General features: G+C 40.3%; 14 protein-coding genes. 8 read left to right on the top strand and 6 right to left on the bottom strand.

The window, feature by feature from the left end; genetic code table 11:
* The first annotated feature begins 158 nt into the window (after positions 1-158).
* Genes ACT3S4_RS10760 through ACT3S4_RS10775 form a run of 4 tightly spaced genes read left to right on the top strand, consistent with a single transcriptional unit; the run spans position 159 to position 6,042 of the window.
* Positions 159-971 carry a hypothetical protein gene (locus tag ACT3S4_RS10760; protein ID WP_444761035.1) on the top strand — a complete coding sequence of 271 codons (813 nt, stop codon included), beginning with the start codon at positions 159-161 and terminating at the stop codon, positions 969-971.
* On the top strand, positions 961-4,017 hold the full coding sequence (locus ACT3S4_RS10765; protein ID WP_444761036.1) for a hypothetical protein: 3,057 nt from the start codon (positions 961-963) through the stop codon (positions 4,015-4,017). The genes ACT3S4_RS10760 and ACT3S4_RS10765 overlap by 11 nt, the downstream gene beginning before the upstream one ends.
* Positions 4,007-5,374 carry a hypothetical protein gene (locus ACT3S4_RS10770; protein WP_443564036.1) on the top strand — a complete coding sequence of 456 codons (1,368 nt, stop codon included), beginning with the start codon at positions 4,007-4,009 and terminating at the stop codon, positions 5,372-5,374. The genes ACT3S4_RS10765 and ACT3S4_RS10770 overlap by 11 nt, the downstream gene beginning before the upstream one ends.
* Positions 5,375-5,415: 41 nt before the next feature.
* Positions 5,416-6,042 (top strand): condensin complex protein MksE, encoded by a 627-nt coding sequence (locus tag ACT3S4_RS10775; protein ID WP_201553847.1) that lies wholly within the window; start codon positions 5,416-5,418, stop codon positions 6,040-6,042.
* Between the two features lie 176 nt (positions 6,043-6,218).
* Here ACT3S4_RS10775 and ACT3S4_RS10780 read toward each other — a convergent pair whose 3' ends face one another.
* Positions 6,219-7,124, bottom strand: coding sequence for a LysR family transcriptional regulator (locus ACT3S4_RS10780; protein WP_444761037.1), 906 nt, complete (start codon positions 7,122-7,124; stop codon positions 6,219-6,221).
* A gap of 294 nt (positions 7,125-7,418) precedes the next feature.
* Here ACT3S4_RS10780 and ACT3S4_RS10785 point away from each other — a divergent pair, with 294 nt between their 5' ends.
* The 3 genes from ACT3S4_RS10785 to lldD all read left to right on the top strand — a co-directional run bounded on the left by ACT3S4_RS10785 (position 7,419) and on the right by lldD (position 12,164).
* Complete coding sequence (locus ACT3S4_RS10785; RefSeq protein ID WP_444761038.1) at positions 7,419-9,122, top strand: L-lactate permease; 1,704 nt, start codon at positions 7,419-7,421, stop codon at positions 9,120-9,122.
* Between the two features lie 65 nt (positions 9,123-9,187).
* Positions 9,188-10,894: a D-lactate dehydrogenase gene (dld, locus tag ACT3S4_RS10790; RefSeq protein WP_444761055.1), complete on the top strand. Its 1,707-nt coding sequence runs from the start codon at positions 9,188-9,190 to the stop codon at positions 10,892-10,894.
* Positions 10,895-11,021: 127 nt separating this feature from the next.
* Entirely contained in the window at positions 11,022-12,164 is a 1,143-nt protein-coding gene (lldD, locus tag ACT3S4_RS10795) for an FMN-dependent L-lactate dehydrogenase LldD (RefSeq protein ID WP_444761039.1), read from the top strand.
* A gap of 263 nt (positions 12,165-12,427) precedes the next feature.
* Here lldD and ACT3S4_RS10800 read toward each other — a convergent pair whose 3' ends face one another.
* The 3 genes from ACT3S4_RS10800 to ACT3S4_RS10810 form a co-directional block, all read right to left on the bottom strand.
* On the bottom strand, positions 12,428-13,528 hold the full coding sequence (locus tag ACT3S4_RS10800) for a tyrosine-type recombinase/integrase (protein ID WP_444761040.1): 1,101 nt from the start codon (positions 13,526-13,528) through the stop codon (positions 12,428-12,430).
* A gap of 33 nt (positions 13,529-13,561) precedes the next feature.
* The gene (locus ACT3S4_RS10805) at positions 13,562-13,696 is read right to left on the bottom strand and encodes a hypothetical protein (RefSeq protein ID WP_444761041.1); all 135 of its coding nucleotides are present in this window, start codon (positions 13,694-13,696) and stop codon (positions 13,562-13,564) included.
* A gap of 1,215 nt (positions 13,697-14,911) precedes the next feature.
* Complete coding sequence (locus ACT3S4_RS10810) at positions 14,912-15,397, bottom strand: hypothetical protein (RefSeq protein ID WP_045455644.1); 486 nt, start codon at positions 15,395-15,397, stop codon at positions 14,912-14,914.
* 223 nt (positions 15,398-15,620) lie between these two features.
* Between ACT3S4_RS10810 and ACT3S4_RS10815 the strand changes: the two genes are divergently transcribed.
* Complete coding sequence (locus ACT3S4_RS10815) at positions 15,621-16,286, top strand: hypothetical protein (RefSeq protein ID WP_045455647.1); 666 nt, start codon at positions 15,621-15,623, stop codon at positions 16,284-16,286.
* A gap of 150 nt (positions 16,287-16,436) precedes the next feature.
* Here ACT3S4_RS10815 and ACT3S4_RS10820 read toward each other — a convergent pair whose 3' ends face one another.
* The gene (locus tag ACT3S4_RS10820) at positions 16,437-17,180 is read right to left on the bottom strand and encodes a M90 family metallopeptidase (RefSeq protein ID WP_045455651.1); all 744 of its coding nucleotides are present in this window, start codon (positions 17,178-17,180) and stop codon (positions 16,437-16,439) included.
* A 96-nt stretch (positions 17,181-17,276) separates the two neighbouring features.
* Positions 17,277-18,287 carry a RhuM family protein gene (rhuM, locus tag ACT3S4_RS10825; protein ID WP_201605699.1) on the bottom strand — a complete coding sequence of 337 codons (1,011 nt, stop codon included), beginning with the start codon at positions 18,285-18,287 and terminating at the stop codon, positions 17,277-17,279.
* Between the last annotated feature and the right edge of the window lie 25 nt (positions 18,288-18,312).

Genomic DNA, 18,312 nt, shown 5'->3' on the forward strand with positions numbered 1-18,312 from the left:
CGTATTTCTCGCTTTTGTTCTATTAATGTCTGAAACTGTGCTGATATGATATAGTCAGCGGACCACTAAACTGTTAGGTATGATGCTCCCTTCATTGTACTACTTGCGTGATCTGCGGTTGCCTGTTTTTAATATGACTATGAAAAAAGATTTGATATATGGCTGCGAAAACCTTAAAAAACTATTTGGAAAAAATAGACGCTGGTGAAGCTATTAATCTTAGAGCTTTTCAGAAATTAATAGCTTCTATTTCATCCTTTGATGGATTTGCCGAGTCTGACTTACAAGCGGTTAAAAAGGGTGCACATACTTACATCCTAAGTTATATCAACCCTGAAAAGTTGGCTTTTTTACACCATTATGCTGAGAGTCAAGGCGAAGATAGAGTCTCAGGAGCAATGCAAAATAATAGCCATGCATTTAAAGTAAATGGCTCACTACTCCTTATCCAAAAATACCAAAACCATCCTGACGTTCTGATATTCAAAGACGACGGTAGGATTCCTAAATATCAAACCAATAAGTCTGCGTTAATATTAGAAAACAGAGAGCTGTTTATTCATAGCGATAAAACATTTAAGTTTTTGAGCGAGCACTGCCAAATTACTGAAGATATGCGTAAAGACATTGACGTCATCTTTGGTGCAGGGACAGAGATTACTAATGGCTTACACCTTCCATTTTTAAGTCTTTATAACACCTTGTATTTATGTCTAGATCTTGACTTGGGCGGCATTAAAACGGCAACCTCATTGATTAATAACTTGCCATCAAGCATGGAGATTCACTTTGTCATTCCAAATGATGTCGAGTCTCGCCTTAAGCAAGTTATTGATAAATGTTCGCCCGAATATATGCAAAAGGTATACAACCTTGATGAGAATATGCCTCAAGCACTGCTCCCCTGCATACGCATTATCAAAAAACACAATACTATCTTAGAACAAGAGGCATATTTGTATGGCTACTGATTTTAATACTCATCACCTGTCTGTTAATGAGCTTACGGCTCACAATATAAATGCCCCTACTATGGATCATAACGATAACAAATCGTTAGATAGTCCATTGATCGACAATGACTTAAATGACTTAGAAAGGGGTGTTGATGACTATTTGAATGATGACTTTAGACTCAACTACTCTCTTAACAAGATTGTTTTGGTTAACTCTGCGAGTCATGCTTACTCAGAGATACCCATCGATGAGCCTTTAGTACTGCTTGGTAAAAATAACCGCGGCAAAACCTCTAGTCTTGCCGCGACTAAGCTTATTTTATATCCTGAAGTTAATTTTAATAATTGTGAAAGCAAATTCAACTTTACGAACAAAGCAAATGATCCCTACAGCAAGGAAGAGTCTTACAAACATTATTTTCCAATCAGTGAATCTTTTATCGCCGTAGAAGTAAAGAACCACGCTGGTTTATTTACGATGCTGCTATACCGTGTTGGAGATTATAAATACCATCGTTTGTTCTTCCCTGTGCCTTATGAAGAGATAAAGCCGTTCATATGGAATGAGCAGACCAATTACTTTGCTGATGAGTTAGGTATTAAAAGCCTGATAGAGGTACAGAAAAAACTGGGTGGATTACACCTCACCACCAAACAAGAATTACAAAATGTGATGTACGGTAATAGAGGGTCTAAAACCAGCCATTTTTGTGTGGTGCCGATTAAAGACCAAAAAGAGGCGTCTATTCGCTCTTTTGTCAAAATTTATGAATTAGCGTTTGATGCGGGCAAGGATGAGAAAAAGAAACTGCCCAATGCTATTGCGACTATTATCGAGATGCAGCGGGGACGAGACAAAGAGAAGCTGAACGAAAATGTACATGACCTTAAGATAGAGCGCGCGCAGCTATTTGAAGAAAGTTTAAAGATTAAAAGCTTAACGGAGAATAAAGACGACTATGAGTTTATTCAAAAGCAGTTTGATGCTCTACATCTGGATGCAAAACATGCGGTCTTAGAGTACACGGCATTTTTACGAGAATTTAAATTAAAGCAACAGCAGTATGCTAAAGATAAAATCGCTATTGGTGCTAGAAAAGAAGACATTGAGAGAGAACGCAATCATGCCATAGAAGAAGTAAAGCAAGTTGCAAATGAGATTACTAGATTGGGCACGCTGCACAAAGCATTAAAAGAGGAAGTAGCACAGCTGCAGCAACAGAAAATCAAAGCTGAGAAAATATTAGGTCAATTTGCTCACAAAAGCCCACAAGATATTATTGCTGAAATGATTATCCAACGTCATAGGTATGACGAAACTTTTAAAGCCATGCAAGCTAAAGAAAATACGGTTATGTTAATTCAACAAAAGAATAAGCAGAAACAGGACTTAGAGGCAAAAATAAAAGCCGCTCAAAACGGACTTGATAATCATGACTTGTTACTTGCCAATCAGTTACCCTCCCATAGCGCGCATATATTAGGCAGTATTAATGAGAATTTTTTAAATATTACCGCTAATAGTCCATTGACGAAGGAAGCTCTACGTCAAATTAGTGATTTTACGGCGCTGTTTACGGTTAATGATGCTAATCATTTGTCCTTTTTATCGTTCACTTTACCTAATACATTTTATCACCCTTATGATGCTGATAAACAGCGCTCCCAGTTTGAAAAAACTATTACACAAGATAAGAAAGAAGCGTCTACATTGAGCCAAGAGATTGGAGAGTTAAACAGCGCACTGTCTCAGTTTGATACAGACATAGGTAAAAAGATTGCTGAGGGGAAAAAACAAGCCCTTAAGGAGCAGATAGTAGAGCTTGATGCCAAGATTACGCTACTTGAAGGGTTATCTTTGATCAAAAGTCAGATAGAGGATAAAACACAGCAAATAAGCCAAAAAGAAAAGGCGCTGGCAGAGGCTCAAGACCTGCGAGCCATTAAAGATCAATCTAAAGCATCAACAGACAGTAAGTACAATCAAATCGTAGAGCAGTTCGATGACATTATTAGCTTTGGTAAAGAGGCTGAAAGCATTACAAGTCTGCTGGCAGGTGTAAAATCGCAGGGATTGCCTTATCTAGCGGAAGACGACCCTGAGATAACATCATATTTAGAAAATAATGACATTGAGATTAGTTTACATGCGGCATCTACAATCGCCAATCGCATAGGCGGGCTAAGTGAGCGTATTAACAGGCTTGTCAGCAAAGTGTCAGATTTTACAGAAGTGGTTTTGGTAGAGGGTATTAATCCGCACCAGCGTATTGAAGGTATCAATAGTCTGGGAGAGGTGATTCAGCAATACAAAAACTCCTTTGATACGCTTGAATTTCAGAAAAGCAATTATCATGACAAAATAAAAACCCATAATAGTGTGATTGATAACTTATTAAAAGAAATTACAGATTCGGCTGGATTACTACGTACAACGATTAGCTCTCTCAATAAAAAATTGAATGAGCATAAGATATCTAACTTACATCAAGTCTCTCTTAAGCTTAACTTAGCACCTGATTTTGCGAATTTGGAACGTACCTATGCTAAGCACAATGCCAATCAAACTAGTCTTTTAGATGAGCGCTTTTATGAATCACTTATTAACTATGTTGAAAAGACTAGCCATTCAAACAGTCAACGTTTAAAAATGCGTAATCTGATTGATAGTATTGACTACGAGTATACGCAGGCGACGGGTGAAATCGAACAAAAGTCACAATCAGGCGGTACGACCAGTACCATTACCGCCTTAATTGCCACATTGCTGTTTAGTGAAGCTTTTCAAAAAGGCAGTAGCTTACGTATGCCTATTATTGTGGATGAAGTGGGCACGATTGATAAAGATAATATCAAGACCATTGTTGAACAGGTAAGCAATGCTGGATTTACTATTATATGCGCCAATCCGGGCTTGCATGCAGACACCCTACGCTATATCCCTAATTACATTCGCGTTGATAAAAGCTTGCTCAATGGCAAGCCCAAATCTCGTGATTGTATCTTCCATATTATGCCAAGCCAAATCAACCGTCAGGGGAGGGTTGTGCATGGTCATTAATCGAGAAGCGATATTAGCAGGTATATTAAAGCATAAATCTCATTTTTTTAGATTCGTTGATGTGATTAATGCCAACGAGACAGCGTTACAGTTTCCTATGACAGCGTATCTGAAATTTTACGAACAAGTTATTTATCAAGATGATGACTATGCCTTAAAAGATATCTTAAGTGTCGAGGCATTATTGCAGGCGAATGTATTCGTTAATATTGATGGTTTAACCAATATGGTAACGCTATCAAAAGACATTTATAACATCTTAGTATGGCTGGATATTTCTCGCAAAAAACAATTAGATTCTCAACCTTTTGAATCGCATCGACAAGACGTTGTTCGACTGGCAAATGAGTTGACGACTTTGCCCATTGAGGGTATTAACTTTAAAGAGACTTATGCTTTTTTCTATGAAAAACTTAGCGACATTCAAGTAGATATCTCTGAAAATATGCGAGTCTTAGATTACCGTGTCGATGAAATTGCAGATATGTATAAAAGCCGTGAAATGGGCTCATTAGAGACGGGTTTAGATGAGTTATTTCATAGAGCGCAGCATGTATATCATCGTAATATCACGCCTTGCCTTGAGTTTATTAACCCAAGCCTTGAATTAAAAGGGACTAAAAATCTATCAGAAACCCTAAAAGATCTCGAGCATTATTTTGAAGAAATAGGGGAAGTAGACAAGGCGAGAACACTACAGTTTCGCGTTGGCGCTATCTTCTGTTATTACAAAGATATCAGAGCCATTGCCAGTCGTTTAAACGCTTATTTGGTGAATTTAGCACAAGAAAGAGAGTTCTTTTTGAGTATGGAGCGAGCTTTTGGGGTGTTGGTTGAATCGCTAGTGCCTTTAAGGCATGGACGCCATCAGAATAAATACTTAAATGCGGACAGCGAGGTATTCAAGCTTGCCACAACCTTTGATGGTTTAGAAGATCATAAAAAAAAGTACGAGAAACGCTTTAACTATTCACCAAGTAGGGGACTGGATCATTTTAATAATTATTATGAGATGATGCTCAGACGTCCGTTAAAGCAAAAGCTGGATAATCCCTTACGTGCGTTACCATCAGAGATTGACATTGAAGAGGAACGCTGCGAACAAATATTGAGTATAACGTTATATGAGATAGCAGTGGATAATATGATTGAGAATGTACAACGCTATGTGTGGCAGAAGCTACAGGAGTTATTGCCTAATGCGGGCATAATAGATTTTTTGTATGCGCTCGAATACTTTTTAAGTGCACTGGATGACGCATGTGTGTCTCAGCGCCGCAACGATCGTGATAGGATTGATGATGGTGTTTATTATCTTGATTATATCATTTGGGATTATGCAGAAGCCTCACTTTAAACATCCTAACGTTACTTCAAATAGACAGGTAGCACGCTATTATGGCAAATTACACCTTAAGCAAAGAAATATATAGCCATTTAATGAATGGAAAGATGCTCAATAAACATCTCCTTGATAATGCAGGTGATGACACCGTTAATCCATTATTTATTGAGATAATAGACAATAAAGATGAATACGTTAAACAGTATAAAATGAGCGGTTATCATCTGGTTATTGCACCAATAAATGATCCTGAGTATATTTGCATCGTTGCTACAGGCACGCTAGATGGCACAAAAACTGAACTAGCAATGAAAGCGATGACTATGTTGCTTGTTATTGGTCAATATATTAATCACCATAAATTTAAACTCAGTAAATTAACCAATGCAAAAAGTGGTGGCTTGACTGAAGATGATTTTTTGAAAATGGCAGACATGCCTCATGTTAAAGAGATATTGGAGAAGTCCAAACTCATCACAAAAGGTGAGCGGACGTTACAAGACGTGGTTATGAAGCTATTGGTTCATCGAGATATTATGATTGAAGTACCTAGCAAAAAAGCTTATATATTAACCAACGCAGGCCATTCTTTTTATCAGGAGATTCAGCGTAAGTTTGACACTGAGTCTGAGCTAGCAAATGAAGAAGATAATACGACAATAGATACGCAAGCAAGTTAATATTCAGAACAGCAATGTGTTATGACTTGATTGCCTAACTTGCCAATGTAGCTAATATGATAATTATATTTGGCTCATGAATCATTTTTACTGCTCATAAAAAACTAATCACCATCTTTTTAATTTTAAGACCGCTTTATTAGTTTTTTTATATACATCAAAAACAGGCTTATTACTTAGTAGTAGTAAGCCTGTTTTTGATGTAATGAGTCTCGTAAATGTGCAACGAGCAGTTTTAACTTTTGATCCGGTTGTCTGGCCTTAGGATAAACCGCATATAGGCCAAGCTTCTTGCTGGTAAAACATCGTAAAATCTGCGTGAGTGTATTTTTCTGTATCTCCTCATAGATCAACACTTGTGGTAAAAAAGCGATACCTAAATCGCTAAGCGCGGCTTGTTTAATTGCACTCAGATGATTGCTATGAAACCGACAATGGACAGATATTAATTGCTCTTTGCCGTCTATATATAGCGGCCATGTACTGTTAGCCGTATTATCAAACTTATAAACCAAGCACTCATGATTCTGTAACTGTTCAGGAGTTTGAGGCGTACCATATTGCTTTAAATAGGCTGGAGTCGCGCATATAATCCACTGGCTATCTATAAGGCGCCTTGCAATGAGTGAAGAATCCTCAAGCACAGCGGTCCTTAGTGCCAAATCAAATCCTTCCTCTATCAAGTCAACCAATCGATTGGTAATTTGTAACTCTACTGATACTTCAGGGTGTTGTTTACAAAATTCGGCAATAGATTCGCTAAATATGAAATTCGCAGAGACCACAGGCATGGTTATACGTATATGGCCTTTCATATCTTCGCCGTAACCCGTGACAGCATTTTCAGCTTCTTGAAAGGCGGATTTAGCAATTTTAGCTTTGTTATAAAGCGCCCTGCCTGCATCGGTTAAGCTCAATTTTCTAGTGGTTCTATAAAGCAGTTGTGTATTTAAGTTTTCTTCTAATCTCGCAATGCGCTTGCTCACTACCGAGTTCGTCAATGATAATTTTTCAGCGACTCTAGAAAATGACCCTTCTTCAACAACTTGAACGAATAAAATCATGTCGTCAGCTTTGGTCACACTTGTTCTCCAATTGCAGTAATGTGTTTCTGATTATAGCAAAAAAGGAAAATAACATTGTCCATTGATGCAATATATCAATGAATTAACAAGGCGTAGACTATTCCAGGGCGTTTTTGACATTGGGACATAAACTGTCGCAAGTCGTGCTCGGCTTTGTCTACAAGACAGCTTTAGTAAATAAGCAGTCCCTATTTGTGAATATTTAATACAACTTAGTCATCATGGGTTCGTCAAAATAAAGGCTTCGATGACTTGGTTCAGGGAAGATCACACAATCAAAAGGATGTAATTTTGAATCAAACAATATATGGGCTTTTGGCATTACTGCCAATCGTTCTCTGTGGTATTTTTCTGATAGGTTTGCAATGGTCAGCTAAAAAAACAATGCCTATCATTTTAGTGGTTACCGCTGCGCTTGCCATTTTTATATGGGATATGACGCTTAACCGAGTGTCATCATCTATTATTCAGGGTTTGGTCATTACGGTTTCGGTATTGTGGATAGTCTTTGGTGCTATTTTTTTGTTGAATACATTGAAACATACTGGTGCAATCGCCGTTATCCGTGCTGGGTTTACTAATGTATCGCCAGATAGGCGTGTGCAAGCCATTATTATTGCATGGTGCTTTGGCTGCTTTCTTGAGGGCGCCTCTGGTTTTGGTACAGCTGCCGCTATTGCAGCGCCTTTGCTGGTGGCAGTAGGATTTCCGGCGCTGGGTGCGGTGTTGATGGGAATGATGATACAAAGTACACCTGTATCATTTGGTGCGGTCGGTACGCCTATTGTGATAGGGGTAAATGATGGGTTAGATAAAGCTGCCATTAGCGCTCAACTGGCACAAGAAGGAGTACAGTGGGGCGAATTTTTACAACTGATTACCAGTCAAGTCGCCATTATTCACGGTGTCATTGGTACGTTTATGCCACTTTTTATGGTGATGATGCTCACTCGCTTCTTTGGTAAAAACAAAAGCTGGCGGGAAGGCTTTGCGATTTGGCCGTTTGCGATTTTTGCAGGCTTGGCATTTACAATCCCTTATATGATAACCGGTGTTTTTTTAGGGCCAGAGTTTCCGTCACTGGTCGGTGGCTTGGTCAGTATTACTGTCGTTGTTAATGCTGCTAAAAGAGGGTTTTTGGTGCCAAAAACCACATGGGATTTTGAACCGCAAAAAAACTGGCCGAGTGAATGGCTTGGTAAGTTAGTGGTCAGTAAAGAAGATACTACGCTGACCTTGAGTGATAAGAAGATGTCCACCCTTATGGCGTGGTTCCCTTATTTACTGGTTGCCCTTTTACTGGTGTTTTCAAGAGTATTTACAGGCTTTCAGTCTTTACTTGACAGTGTGGCAGTAGACCTAACCTCGATTTTAGGTGAGACAGATATCAGTGCCAGTTTTAGTCCTTTATACTTACCAGGCGGCTTGTTACTAATTAGTGCTTTGGTTGCCGCCGCTTTTCAAACTAGAAAGCCCGTCAGCGCCCTAAACAGTGCCTTTAAAGAATCAGGCAAGACCGTGTTAGGGGCAGGTTTTGTACTTATTTTTACGATTCCAATGGTTAGAATTTTTATCAATTCAGGCATAAACTTATCAGATGTGGCGAGTATGCCAGTCGCCAGTGCAGAGTTGTTTTCAGGTACTTTTGGCAATGTTTTTCCATTGATTAGTGCAACCATTGGTGCTTTAGGTGCATTTATCGCCGGCTCTAATACCGTATCTAATATGATGTTCAGTCAATTCCAATATGAAGCCGCCATGAGCTTACATATTTCACCTTCTCTAATCATCGCGGCGCAAGCGGTTGGTGCCGCAGCCGGTAATATGGTTGCCATACATAACGTGGTGGCTGCATCAGCAACGGTGGGTTTACTTGGTATGGAGGGCGCCACACTTAGGCGTACTATTTTACCCACCATATACTATGTGTTGTTCTGTGGCATCATCGTCATGGCCGCCATTTACATTTTTGGTTTTCAAGGTCCCTTGGCATGATGAATGACACACCATTACAAGATAAGGAGCGTCATATATCTTCGTCAAATCACGATTCTCAAGGCATGCTTAGTCCTGATCAGGTGTTAGATAAACTAACCAACTTGCTAGGCGCGAGTAATGTACAAGCTGATCCAGAGAAAAATGAGCACTATAGAATGGGGTGGCGCTCTGGTGGCGGCAGTGCCTTAGCGGTTTTGTTTCCGCAAACACTGCTGGAGATTTGGCGTAGCTTAGAAGTGTGCGTTGAAGGCGACTGTATTATCATTATGCAAGCGGCAAAAACAGGCCTGACTGAAGGATCAACACCGAGCGGTAATGACTACGATAGACCCGTTGTGGTGATTAATACGCTTGCCATAAACCAGTTGTATTTGGTGAATGACAACGAGCAAGTGATTAGCTTGCCTGGGGCAACATTGCATCAGTTGCAAAGTCAGCTTAATGCTGTCAATAGAGCGCCTCACTCTGTCATCGGTTCCTCGACGTTAGGTGCGTCTATTATTGGTGGTATATCTAATAACTCTGGTGGGGCTCTGGTTAAAAGAGGCCCTGCCTATACCGAGCTTGCTGTGTTTGCCCAAATAAATGAACACGGTCAACTGATGCTAGTCAATCATCTAGACGTCGAGTTGGGTGATACTCCGGAAGAAATATTAACGAATTTGCAAAACGGTCATTTTGATAAAAAAGAATTACCTGACACTGGTAAGCTCGCATCTGACAGAGAGTACATCGCCAGAGTAAAAGAGGTTGATGCAAGCACGCCCAGTCGCTTCAATGCGGACAAGCGCAGACTGTATGAAGCAAGTGGCTGTGCTGGCAAGCTTGCTGTGTTTGCAGTACGTCTTGACACTTATCCAATAGCGGCAAAAGAGCAAACTTTCTACATAGGCTCCAACAGTGTGAGTGAGCTTGCACAGCTCAGAAGACAGATACTATCCCGCTTCGACAATATCCCTGAAGTGGGCGAGTATATGCATCGTGATATATTTGATGTCTCCGCTAAATACGGTAAAGACACGTTCTTGAGTATCAAGCATCTCGGTACAAATGCTTTACCTAGACTGTTTTCTATCAAAGGCGCTATGGATGCAAAATTCCATAAATGGTCATGGATGCCAAAGCATTTTACTGACAAGGCCATGCAGTTCATCGCCAATCTATTTCCAAAGCATTTACCGAAGCGCATGATGGAGTATCGCGATCAATACGAGCATCACCTCATCATAAAAATGAGTGATGAAGGCATAGCAGAGGCTCAAGATTTTTTGAAGACGTTTTTTGATGCGTCGGACACGGGTAACTATTTTGAATGTAGTCAGGAAGAATCAGAAAGCGCGCTTTTAAATCGTTTTGCCGCAGCCGGTGCCGCATTACGCTATGAAATCATACATAAAAAAGAAGTCGGTGAGATATTAGCGCTGGATATTGCCATACCACGTAATGAGCTAGAGTGGCTTGAAAGCTTGCCTGAAGACATTGAAAAACACTTAGAAAAGAAGCTGTATTACGGACATTTCTTTTGTTATGTGTTTCATCAAGACTATATATTGAAGAAGGGCAGTGATGCCAAGCTTGTTAAAAAGATGATGTTAGAGCTATTGAGCGCGCGCGGAGCCAAATATCCTGCTGAGCATAATGTCGGGCATCTATACGAAGCAGAGCCTGATTTGCAAAACTTCTATAAAAGCCTAGACCCAACCAATACCTTTAATCCCGGCATCGGTAAAATGTCGAAATCCAAACGTAACTGCTCGTGCTGTTTGTAATAGGCAGTTTGGGCTAAGCTTATTGCTTCAAAAATAAGCCAATTGCATCCATCGTTTAGCACTAATCAATAAATAATTAGAGATTCAAAAATATTACATAGATATCTAACAGAATAAGGGCAAGCGTATGATTATTTCATCTCCAAACGACTACAGGGCTGCTGCCAAGCGCCGACTGCCAGCCTTTCTATTTCATTATATAGATGGCGGTGCTTATGAGGAATATACCTTAAAACATAATGTTGAAGATTTATCAAAAATTGCCCTTAGACAACGTGTACTGAATGATATGTCACAGCTTAGTCTCGAGACGCAGTTATTTAATGAAACTCTGTCTATGCCTGTCGCGTTGTCACCCGTGGGTCTGACAGGTATGTATGCACGTCGCGGAGAAGTGCAGGCCGCTATGGCAGCCGATCAAAAAGGCATTCCGTTTACCATGTCGACAGTTTCGGTTTGTCCGATTGAAGAAGTGGTGCCTAGAATTAACCGTCCAATGTGGTTTCAGCTTTATGTATTAAAGGACCGAGGTTTTATGAAAAATGCCTTGGAGCGTGCCAAAGCGGCGGGGTGTTCGACCTTGGTTTTTACGGTAGATATGCCAGTACCAGGGGCACGCTACCGAGATATGCACTCTGGTATGAGCGGTAAAAATGCTGCTATGCGCCGTTACTTACAGTCTATGACGCATCCGCAATGGGCATGGGATGTAGGGCTAAATGGCCGTCCGCACGATCTGGGCAATATCTCTACTTATTTAGGTAAGCCAACAGGATTGGAAGACTATATAGGCTGGCTAGGTAATAACTTTGACCCCTCTATTTCTTGGAAAGATTTAGATTGGATTCGCGAGTACTGGGATGGGCCTATGGTTATCAAAGGTGTTTTGGACCCAGAAGATGCCAAAGATGCGGTACGTTTTGGGGCCGACGGCATAGTCGTATCTAATCATGGTGGACGACAACTGGACGGTGTTTTATCCAGTGCACGTGCTCTGCCTCCTATTGCCGATGCGGTGAAAGGAGAGATTAAAATCTTAGCAGACTCTGGTATACGCAATGGCTTAGATATTGTGCGCATGTTGGCTTTGGGCGCTGATATTTGCATGCTAGGGCGCGCCTTTATTTATGCTTTAGCAGCGGATGGCGGCGCAGGGGTAAGCAATTTGTTAGAACTGCTAGATAAAGAAATACGCGTCGCAATGACCTTGACTGGTGCCAAAACGATTGCTGATATTAATTCTGACTGTTTGGTAAAACTGGATAGTTAAACCGAGGCTATAGAGTTTGTCAGTACACGAAGTGAGCTCATGCAGATAAGATACCGGAGATTAGAAGCCGTCAGCTTGGTCGTTGATCACAAGCGCGAGGTTGCAGAAATATCCAATATCTAAGCTACCAACAATCGAATGTTAGGGTGTTTTGGTTGTTATGTGATGACTGGGAATGAGATGCTATGCAAAGGGCTTATTGTGCATTGTGAATGCTAATAGGCATATTATTGTTGAGTGATATGATCAACGTAAAGTAATTCTTACGTTGAACCCCGGAGCTTATCTATATAGTCTGCCCAATCTTGCATCATCAGTATTCGAGTATCAATTTCATCTAATCGGTTATAAGCGCCGCCATGCGTATCCTTTATTCGATGTCCTAATTGCAGCTCAGTCACGATATCTGAATAACGCAGCTCAGGTTGTTCCATTAGTAGAGTTTTCGCTGATGCTCGAAATCCATGAGCGCATTGAACATCCTTATATCCAAGCCTATGAAATATTTGCACTAGCGTTGCTTTACTAATATAAGGATTGCTCGAGGCGCGTATCGATGCAAATACATGTTCTTTATGACCTGTGACTGGTTGTATTTTTCTTAAGCGCTCAATTACTTGAGTGGCTAGTGGTACAACTAAGTGCGATACCATGTCCTCACGACCTTCGCCTTTTGTTGGGGAAAACTCCCATAGCTTATTCTCCCAATCTATATCTTGCCAACGCATAGACCGCAAATCGATACTACGCACAAAGATATATGGCAGTAAATTCATCGCTTCTAATGTGATTTTACTTGCACCTTTGAAATTAGACATATCGTTCAGGAGGGTGGCAAACTGATCAGGCTTGGTAATGGCTGGTAAATGGTTGCCTGAATTAGCAGGCGCTAGCTCGCCACGTGTATCAATAGCTACATTTCTATCGCATAATCCTCTTGCGACAGCAAATGAGAAGACCTTTTCAGTATAAAGCCGAGTACTGGCACCAACGAAGGTTGCTTGATTTTCATTGTTTTGAATCGCCTCACATACACTTAATATCATCTCGCTCGTGATACCGTTCACTCTTAAATCGCCAATCTCACGACACATGTATCCTAGACATAAATCCCAAAATTTAAGGGTTGAGTCACTAAACACGCGTTTCCTAGATTTACTATGGTGACGACTTGACGTTTTGTGATCTCGCCACGCTTGTGTGATTTCAGAAAATGTGGCGTTCTTTAGATGAGCATACTTATTGACTTGTTCTTTTTTATGAATGGCTTTAGGGTCGGAGCCTTGTGCGACCGTGCTAAGTATAGTTTCTGCTTTATACTTAGCTTCATATAGGCTGATATCTTCGACCTTACCTAACATCATTCTAGGGCGCTTACCATCGATATGCGGATGAGCCTACCGTAAGTAGTATTCCTTTTTACCATTTGGATAAATACGAATACTTAAACCCGCGATACCTGAGACACTAACCGAGTAATCTTTATCTCGGCATTCAAGTTTATTGATATCATTTAAATTATCGACAGCCATGATGTACATCCGTCAGCTTTATAAGCTAGGTAAATTGTGAATGTTAATCTATTATCTCTATACTTAGATTTAGAGCAATCTTTGCGCACGTTTTATGAGTCCTGAAAAGCGTCTTCTGGGAAATGTAGATAACTGTTGGACACTAATATGGACACTGTTATTCATTAGTGAATTTACAAAACCCTTTAAATGTAAGGTTGTAAAGTAAAATCATCCCCAACCTTCACTTGGGGATGACTATAGTATAACGACTGAAGGAGGAGTAGGCTATGCGTTTATTGAGCTGTAGGTTGTTATTACTGGTTATTTTGGTCAAATAATTGGGGTTAATATAAGATTGATGCTTTGCCTAGCATTTGATTGAGCATATTTTCGACAAAAACCATGCTCCTGTACGTGCACAGAATATAAAAATTAGGGGTATAGTACTGTTCTGTGCAAATTTGGCGGTTGTTAACTCAGTGCTTTAGATGGAATCATATTACGAATAGTGAGTGGGTTTTTGATAACTTAAAACAAAAGGTATTACAGCTTAGTTGGTCATGATATTCGCCACTATAAGGTAGATCTAAACCAGACTTGCAGACAGGCTAAGTAGGAGCATTGTAAGATCATACCTGCGCTATTAGAACGGATATGAATTAACAGATAACTAAAAGAGTGATGATTTTTGAGCTAAGCTAATAATCTATAGGTAGTGATATCTTTATATGCCTAACGTATTGCAAAAGCATTCGTACCAAAGAGCCAGATGATTAAGATGCTAACAATTGAATGATAGTGAATTTGGCTGTTGGACGATGATTAGGAATGAGGAATTGGATAAAGTGGTGATTGGCTATTCTGGCAGATGTAGCCAGTAGGATGGTGACACATAGAACGAACTCATCAAACAGTTTAGCTTTAAAGCTTCGATGATCGATAAAGAAGATTTAGTTAAGGTTTACCATAGTGATGATTGCAATACATGTGAAACGGTTATTAACTAAACTAACTAGTTGTTTATGATACATAACATAACCCCATGAATTTACTATCAGATACTTCTTATTTAACATAATATACATTATGCGAAAACAAACCAATAGCTTTAGAAGTTAGGCTCATAGTTTTATACAGTGCGATTTATAAGCTCTCAAGATTGTCTCTGTGATTTTTATTCAGGGTTTATAGTTTTTATATTTAGGTATCAATAAAAATAATGCTCAGTATTGGCTAGCGACAGGTTTCTAGTAAATGCTTGCGCAAAGACTTGCCATCTTCATCTAAAATTACATCTGCCACTCGGCAATCAGCATCGTCACCGGTACCATTACATGACAACTCATAATAAACATTGCTGCCATGTGCCAAACTCACTTGCACCAATCCTTGGTCAGTCATTGAAAACTGTTTGTCTTGTGCATAATCAGGATCTTGCGAATCCCACAATACATCATAATCAACATGACAAGATATTTGCTCTCTATCAAAATAATCCTGTTCAATCTGCATCGCGGCTTGTAGATCTGGGTCGGCATACTGTTGCAATACGACCGGATTATCCACGCCTTGATTGCTGACGTCTTGCTGATACATGTTGCTAATGGTCGCTATTTTTATGGCTGCATAAGTCTGAGTTGACTCTGCTATATCAGCTATAGCAGAATTGGTTGCTATCAGTCCCATAGCTAGCAGCGTCAGTGAATAATGTGTTGGCATGGCGTTCTCTACGAGCTTCAATGATATAAGTGTTATAAACCATTACATCATAACCATATTATGACTCTGCTGTATTATCGTATCATTCTGGTTTATCTACTAAAAACAATCTATTACTTAGTAACTTTTAAATAATAACTTTTTGCTCAGTAATCTTGTGACATTTGCTCAATTATATTCACAGTAACGTATATTTCGCTAACCACTGCGATAAGGATGCTTTATGACCCTATTATCTACTTTCAAAGACCGTTCATCTAAATTAACCGTTGGCGGCGCATTGGCTTTGGCGCTAGCAGCAACTGGCTGTCAATCTTCTGCTGAATCCAATATAGCCACTCCAAATCAATCTAACGGCCATTCATCAACGCCCGTTGTCTCCGATATCAGTCAGCAAACCCTTAAGCAGCAAGCCTTACGTATTCAGCGCGCGCTTACAAATAAAGACTTCGCTCGTATTACCAATGATATTCATCCAACCCGTGGCGTCCGTTTTTCGATGTATGCCCATGTGCGTCCTGAGACAGATAAAGTCTTTAGCCGTGAACAATTCGCCCAATATTTGCAACAGTCTAAAATTCGTTTTACTTGGGGCGAAAAAGACGGTACGGGTGATCTACTCGTCACGCCACTACCTACATATTTAGACACGTGGATTGATGCTAGCAAATTTAACAATGCCAGTATCAGTATTAATGAGTTCCAACACAGTGGGAATATGATTAATAACCTGAAGAAAATTTATCCCAATTCAGAGGTTGTCGAGTTTTATCATAAAGGCTCGGAGGAATATGCCGGTATGGATTGGCGTATCATGCGTTTAGTGTTTGAAGAATATCAAGGTAAACGCTATTTGGTCGCTATTGTGAATGAGCAATGGACAACTTAAATAGTTTTTATAGATAAAAACATAGACTTAAAGGAAAAATAAGCCAAAAAAAAGGCAGTGTTATTAAATAAATACACTGCCCTTTTTTATTGCTTTTTCATGCCTGTATATTCATTATGGAGCATTAATAGTGACTATTGATGATTTTGATTAAAGTGGTGTTTGGCGAAAAAACTTCATCATTATGTCGTAAATATCAGGGTAAGCATCGACCAGCTTTTGCGGCGTCTCAAAAAATACCTCACTGAGTACCGCAAAAAATTCCGCTGGATTGGTTGCGCCATAACGATCAAGACCTGATTTATGATGGCTTTGAAAATCCTCAAAATCTCGTGTCATAATTTCAGTCCAGCGCGCAGGATCCATATCGGTTTGCAGTGGTGGAAAGCCGTTGGTACGACCATTTAACATATCAAGCTTATGCACAAACTCATGAATGACGACGTTGTGACCATCGCGCTCCCCTGAGTGTTTGGCATCCTTCCACGACAGAATAACGGGGCCGCGCAACCACGCTTCGCCGCTACGGTGCTGACTACCCTCATGGACAATGCCCAGCTCATCGACAGTGGTAGTTTCACTCTTATAGGAACCAGGATAAATGATAATGGCTGACCAGCCAGCGTACCACTCAAGGCTTAGGTTTAAGATAGGCAGGCAAGCTTGTAAGGCGATAGATTGCCTCACCGCATCGCTAATCTCAAAACCTTGTGCGCCAGTAATTGACTTATCCGCCAAAAACAACGTCGCTAGCTCAAACAAGCGTGTTAGCTCGTCCTCATTTAACCGATCAAGTATCACAATACGCTGAGCCGCTTGCAGCCAGTCAGCATGAGTAAATTCGCTATTGTCCAGTATGCGCTGCTCGCGCCAGTCTTTTATCATGCTAAACATATTGAATTTCCTTTAGTTTTGTCGTTAGACTGTGCTTTTTATTATTAGCGTTATGTGTTTTAAGGGGTTAAATGGTGCTGACAATAAGCCTGTGTATCAACTCTCTAACGACAACATATTCATAATCAGCTTAATCAAGGTTTCTTTTTGGTTGGGATCAGATTCAGCGACTAACAAGGTTAATGCGGCAAGCCCGGTATTGTTGATGACCATCTCACCTTTATCATTGAGCAGTCGATTATTACGATGCAAAAAATCTACAAACAAAAAAGCGCCGCTGCGTTTATTACCATCGGTAAAAGGATGATTTTTGACCATAAAGTACAGCAGATGCGCCGCTTTACTCTCGATGGTCGGGTATGCAGGCTCACCAAAGACGGTTTGCTGTAAATTACCCAGTACGCTGTCCAAACCATCACCGCGAGGCTTAGCAAATAGCTCGGTCGCTTCACCTCTATTTATCAGCTGCGCTTTTAAATCCGTCAGCGCTGCCATCGCCTCAGTCGGACTGGGTAAGATACCGCCATCCTCCCCTGAAGGATTATCAAGCAAGCCTTCATCATAACGCTGTAACCATAAGAATGTCTGTGTATAACGGCTGATAATCTCAACCAAGCCGCGTCCTTCATCGGTTTTCAGCTCGGGACTTTGCGCGGTTTTCCTAATTAAATTTAATGCTTGTTGTAGTTCGCTCGAGTTTTTATCAAAGCGCTCTTGATTGAGTGTATAGCCTTGAACCAAGTATTCACGTAGACGTTGGGTTGCCCATATACGGAACTGAGTACCTTTTTTAGAATTAACCCGATAACCCACAGAAATAATAGCATCTAGATTGTAAAAGCGAATGTTACGTCGAACCTGCCGATTCCCCTCTTGACGAACTACCGAGGATTGCTCGGTAGTTGCTTCTGGGTCTAACTCACCTTCTTTATAAATATTTTTTAGATGTAATCCTATGGTATCCGAGTCTTTTTCAAACAGCGTCGCCAATTGGGCTTGTGAGAGCCATAGTGTGTCGTGTTCTAAGCGTATCTCTATCTGCGCCTTCCCATCAGCGCTTTCATATATCTCTACTTTTGCTGTTTTATCATTCGTAACACCAGCCATCTTGGTTTTTCCTTAGCTTAATATG

This window comes from Psychrobacter sp. AOP30-A2-5, assembly GCF_052378115.1.
Classification (GTDB): Bacteria; Pseudomonadota; Gammaproteobacteria; order Pseudomonadales; family Moraxellaceae; genus Psychrobacter.

Bases quoted from the DNA above. Each gene is read 5' to 3' on its own strand.
- dld (WP_444761055.1), top strand. From the start codon at position 9,188: ATGCTTAGTCCTGATCAGGTGTTAGATAAACTAACCAACTTGCTAGGC.
- ACT3S4_RS10815 (WP_045455647.1), top strand. From the start codon at position 15,621: ATGACCCTATTATCTACTTTCAAAGACCGTTCATCTAAATTAACCGTT.
- rhuM (WP_201605699.1), bottom strand. From the start codon at position 18,287: ATGGCTGGTGTTACGAATGATAAAACAGCAAAAGTAGAGATATATGAA.
- lldD (WP_444761039.1), top strand. From the start codon at position 11,022: ATGATTATTTCATCTCCAAACGACTACAGGGCTGCTGCCAAGCGCCGA.
- ACT3S4_RS10760 (WP_444761035.1), top strand. From the start codon at position 159: ATGGCTGCGAAAACCTTAAAAAACTATTTGGAAAAAATAGACGCTGGT.
- ACT3S4_RS10820 (WP_045455651.1), bottom strand. From the start codon at position 17,180: ATGTTTAGCATGATAAAAGACTGGCGCGAGCAGCGCATACTGGACAAT.
- ACT3S4_RS10800 (WP_444761040.1), bottom strand. From the start codon at position 13,528: ATGATGTTAGGTAAGGTCGAAGATATCAGCCTATATGAAGCTAAGTAT.
- ACT3S4_RS10775 (WP_201553847.1), top strand. From the start codon at position 5,416: ATGGCAAATTACACCTTAAGCAAAGAAATATATAGCCATTTAATGAAT.
- ACT3S4_RS10770 (WP_443564036.1), top strand. From the start codon at position 4,007: ATGGTCATTAATCGAGAAGCGATATTAGCAGGTATATTAAAGCATAAA.
- ACT3S4_RS10765 (WP_444761036.1), top strand. From the start codon at position 961: ATGGCTACTGATTTTAATACTCATCACCTGTCTGTTAATGAGCTTACG.
- ACT3S4_RS10805 (WP_444761041.1), bottom strand. From the start codon at position 13,696: ATGGCTGTCGATAATTTAAATGATATCAATAAACTTGAATGCCGAGAT.
- ACT3S4_RS10810 (WP_045455644.1), bottom strand. From the start codon at position 15,397: ATGCCAACACATTATTCACTGACGCTGCTAGCTATGGGACTGATAGCA.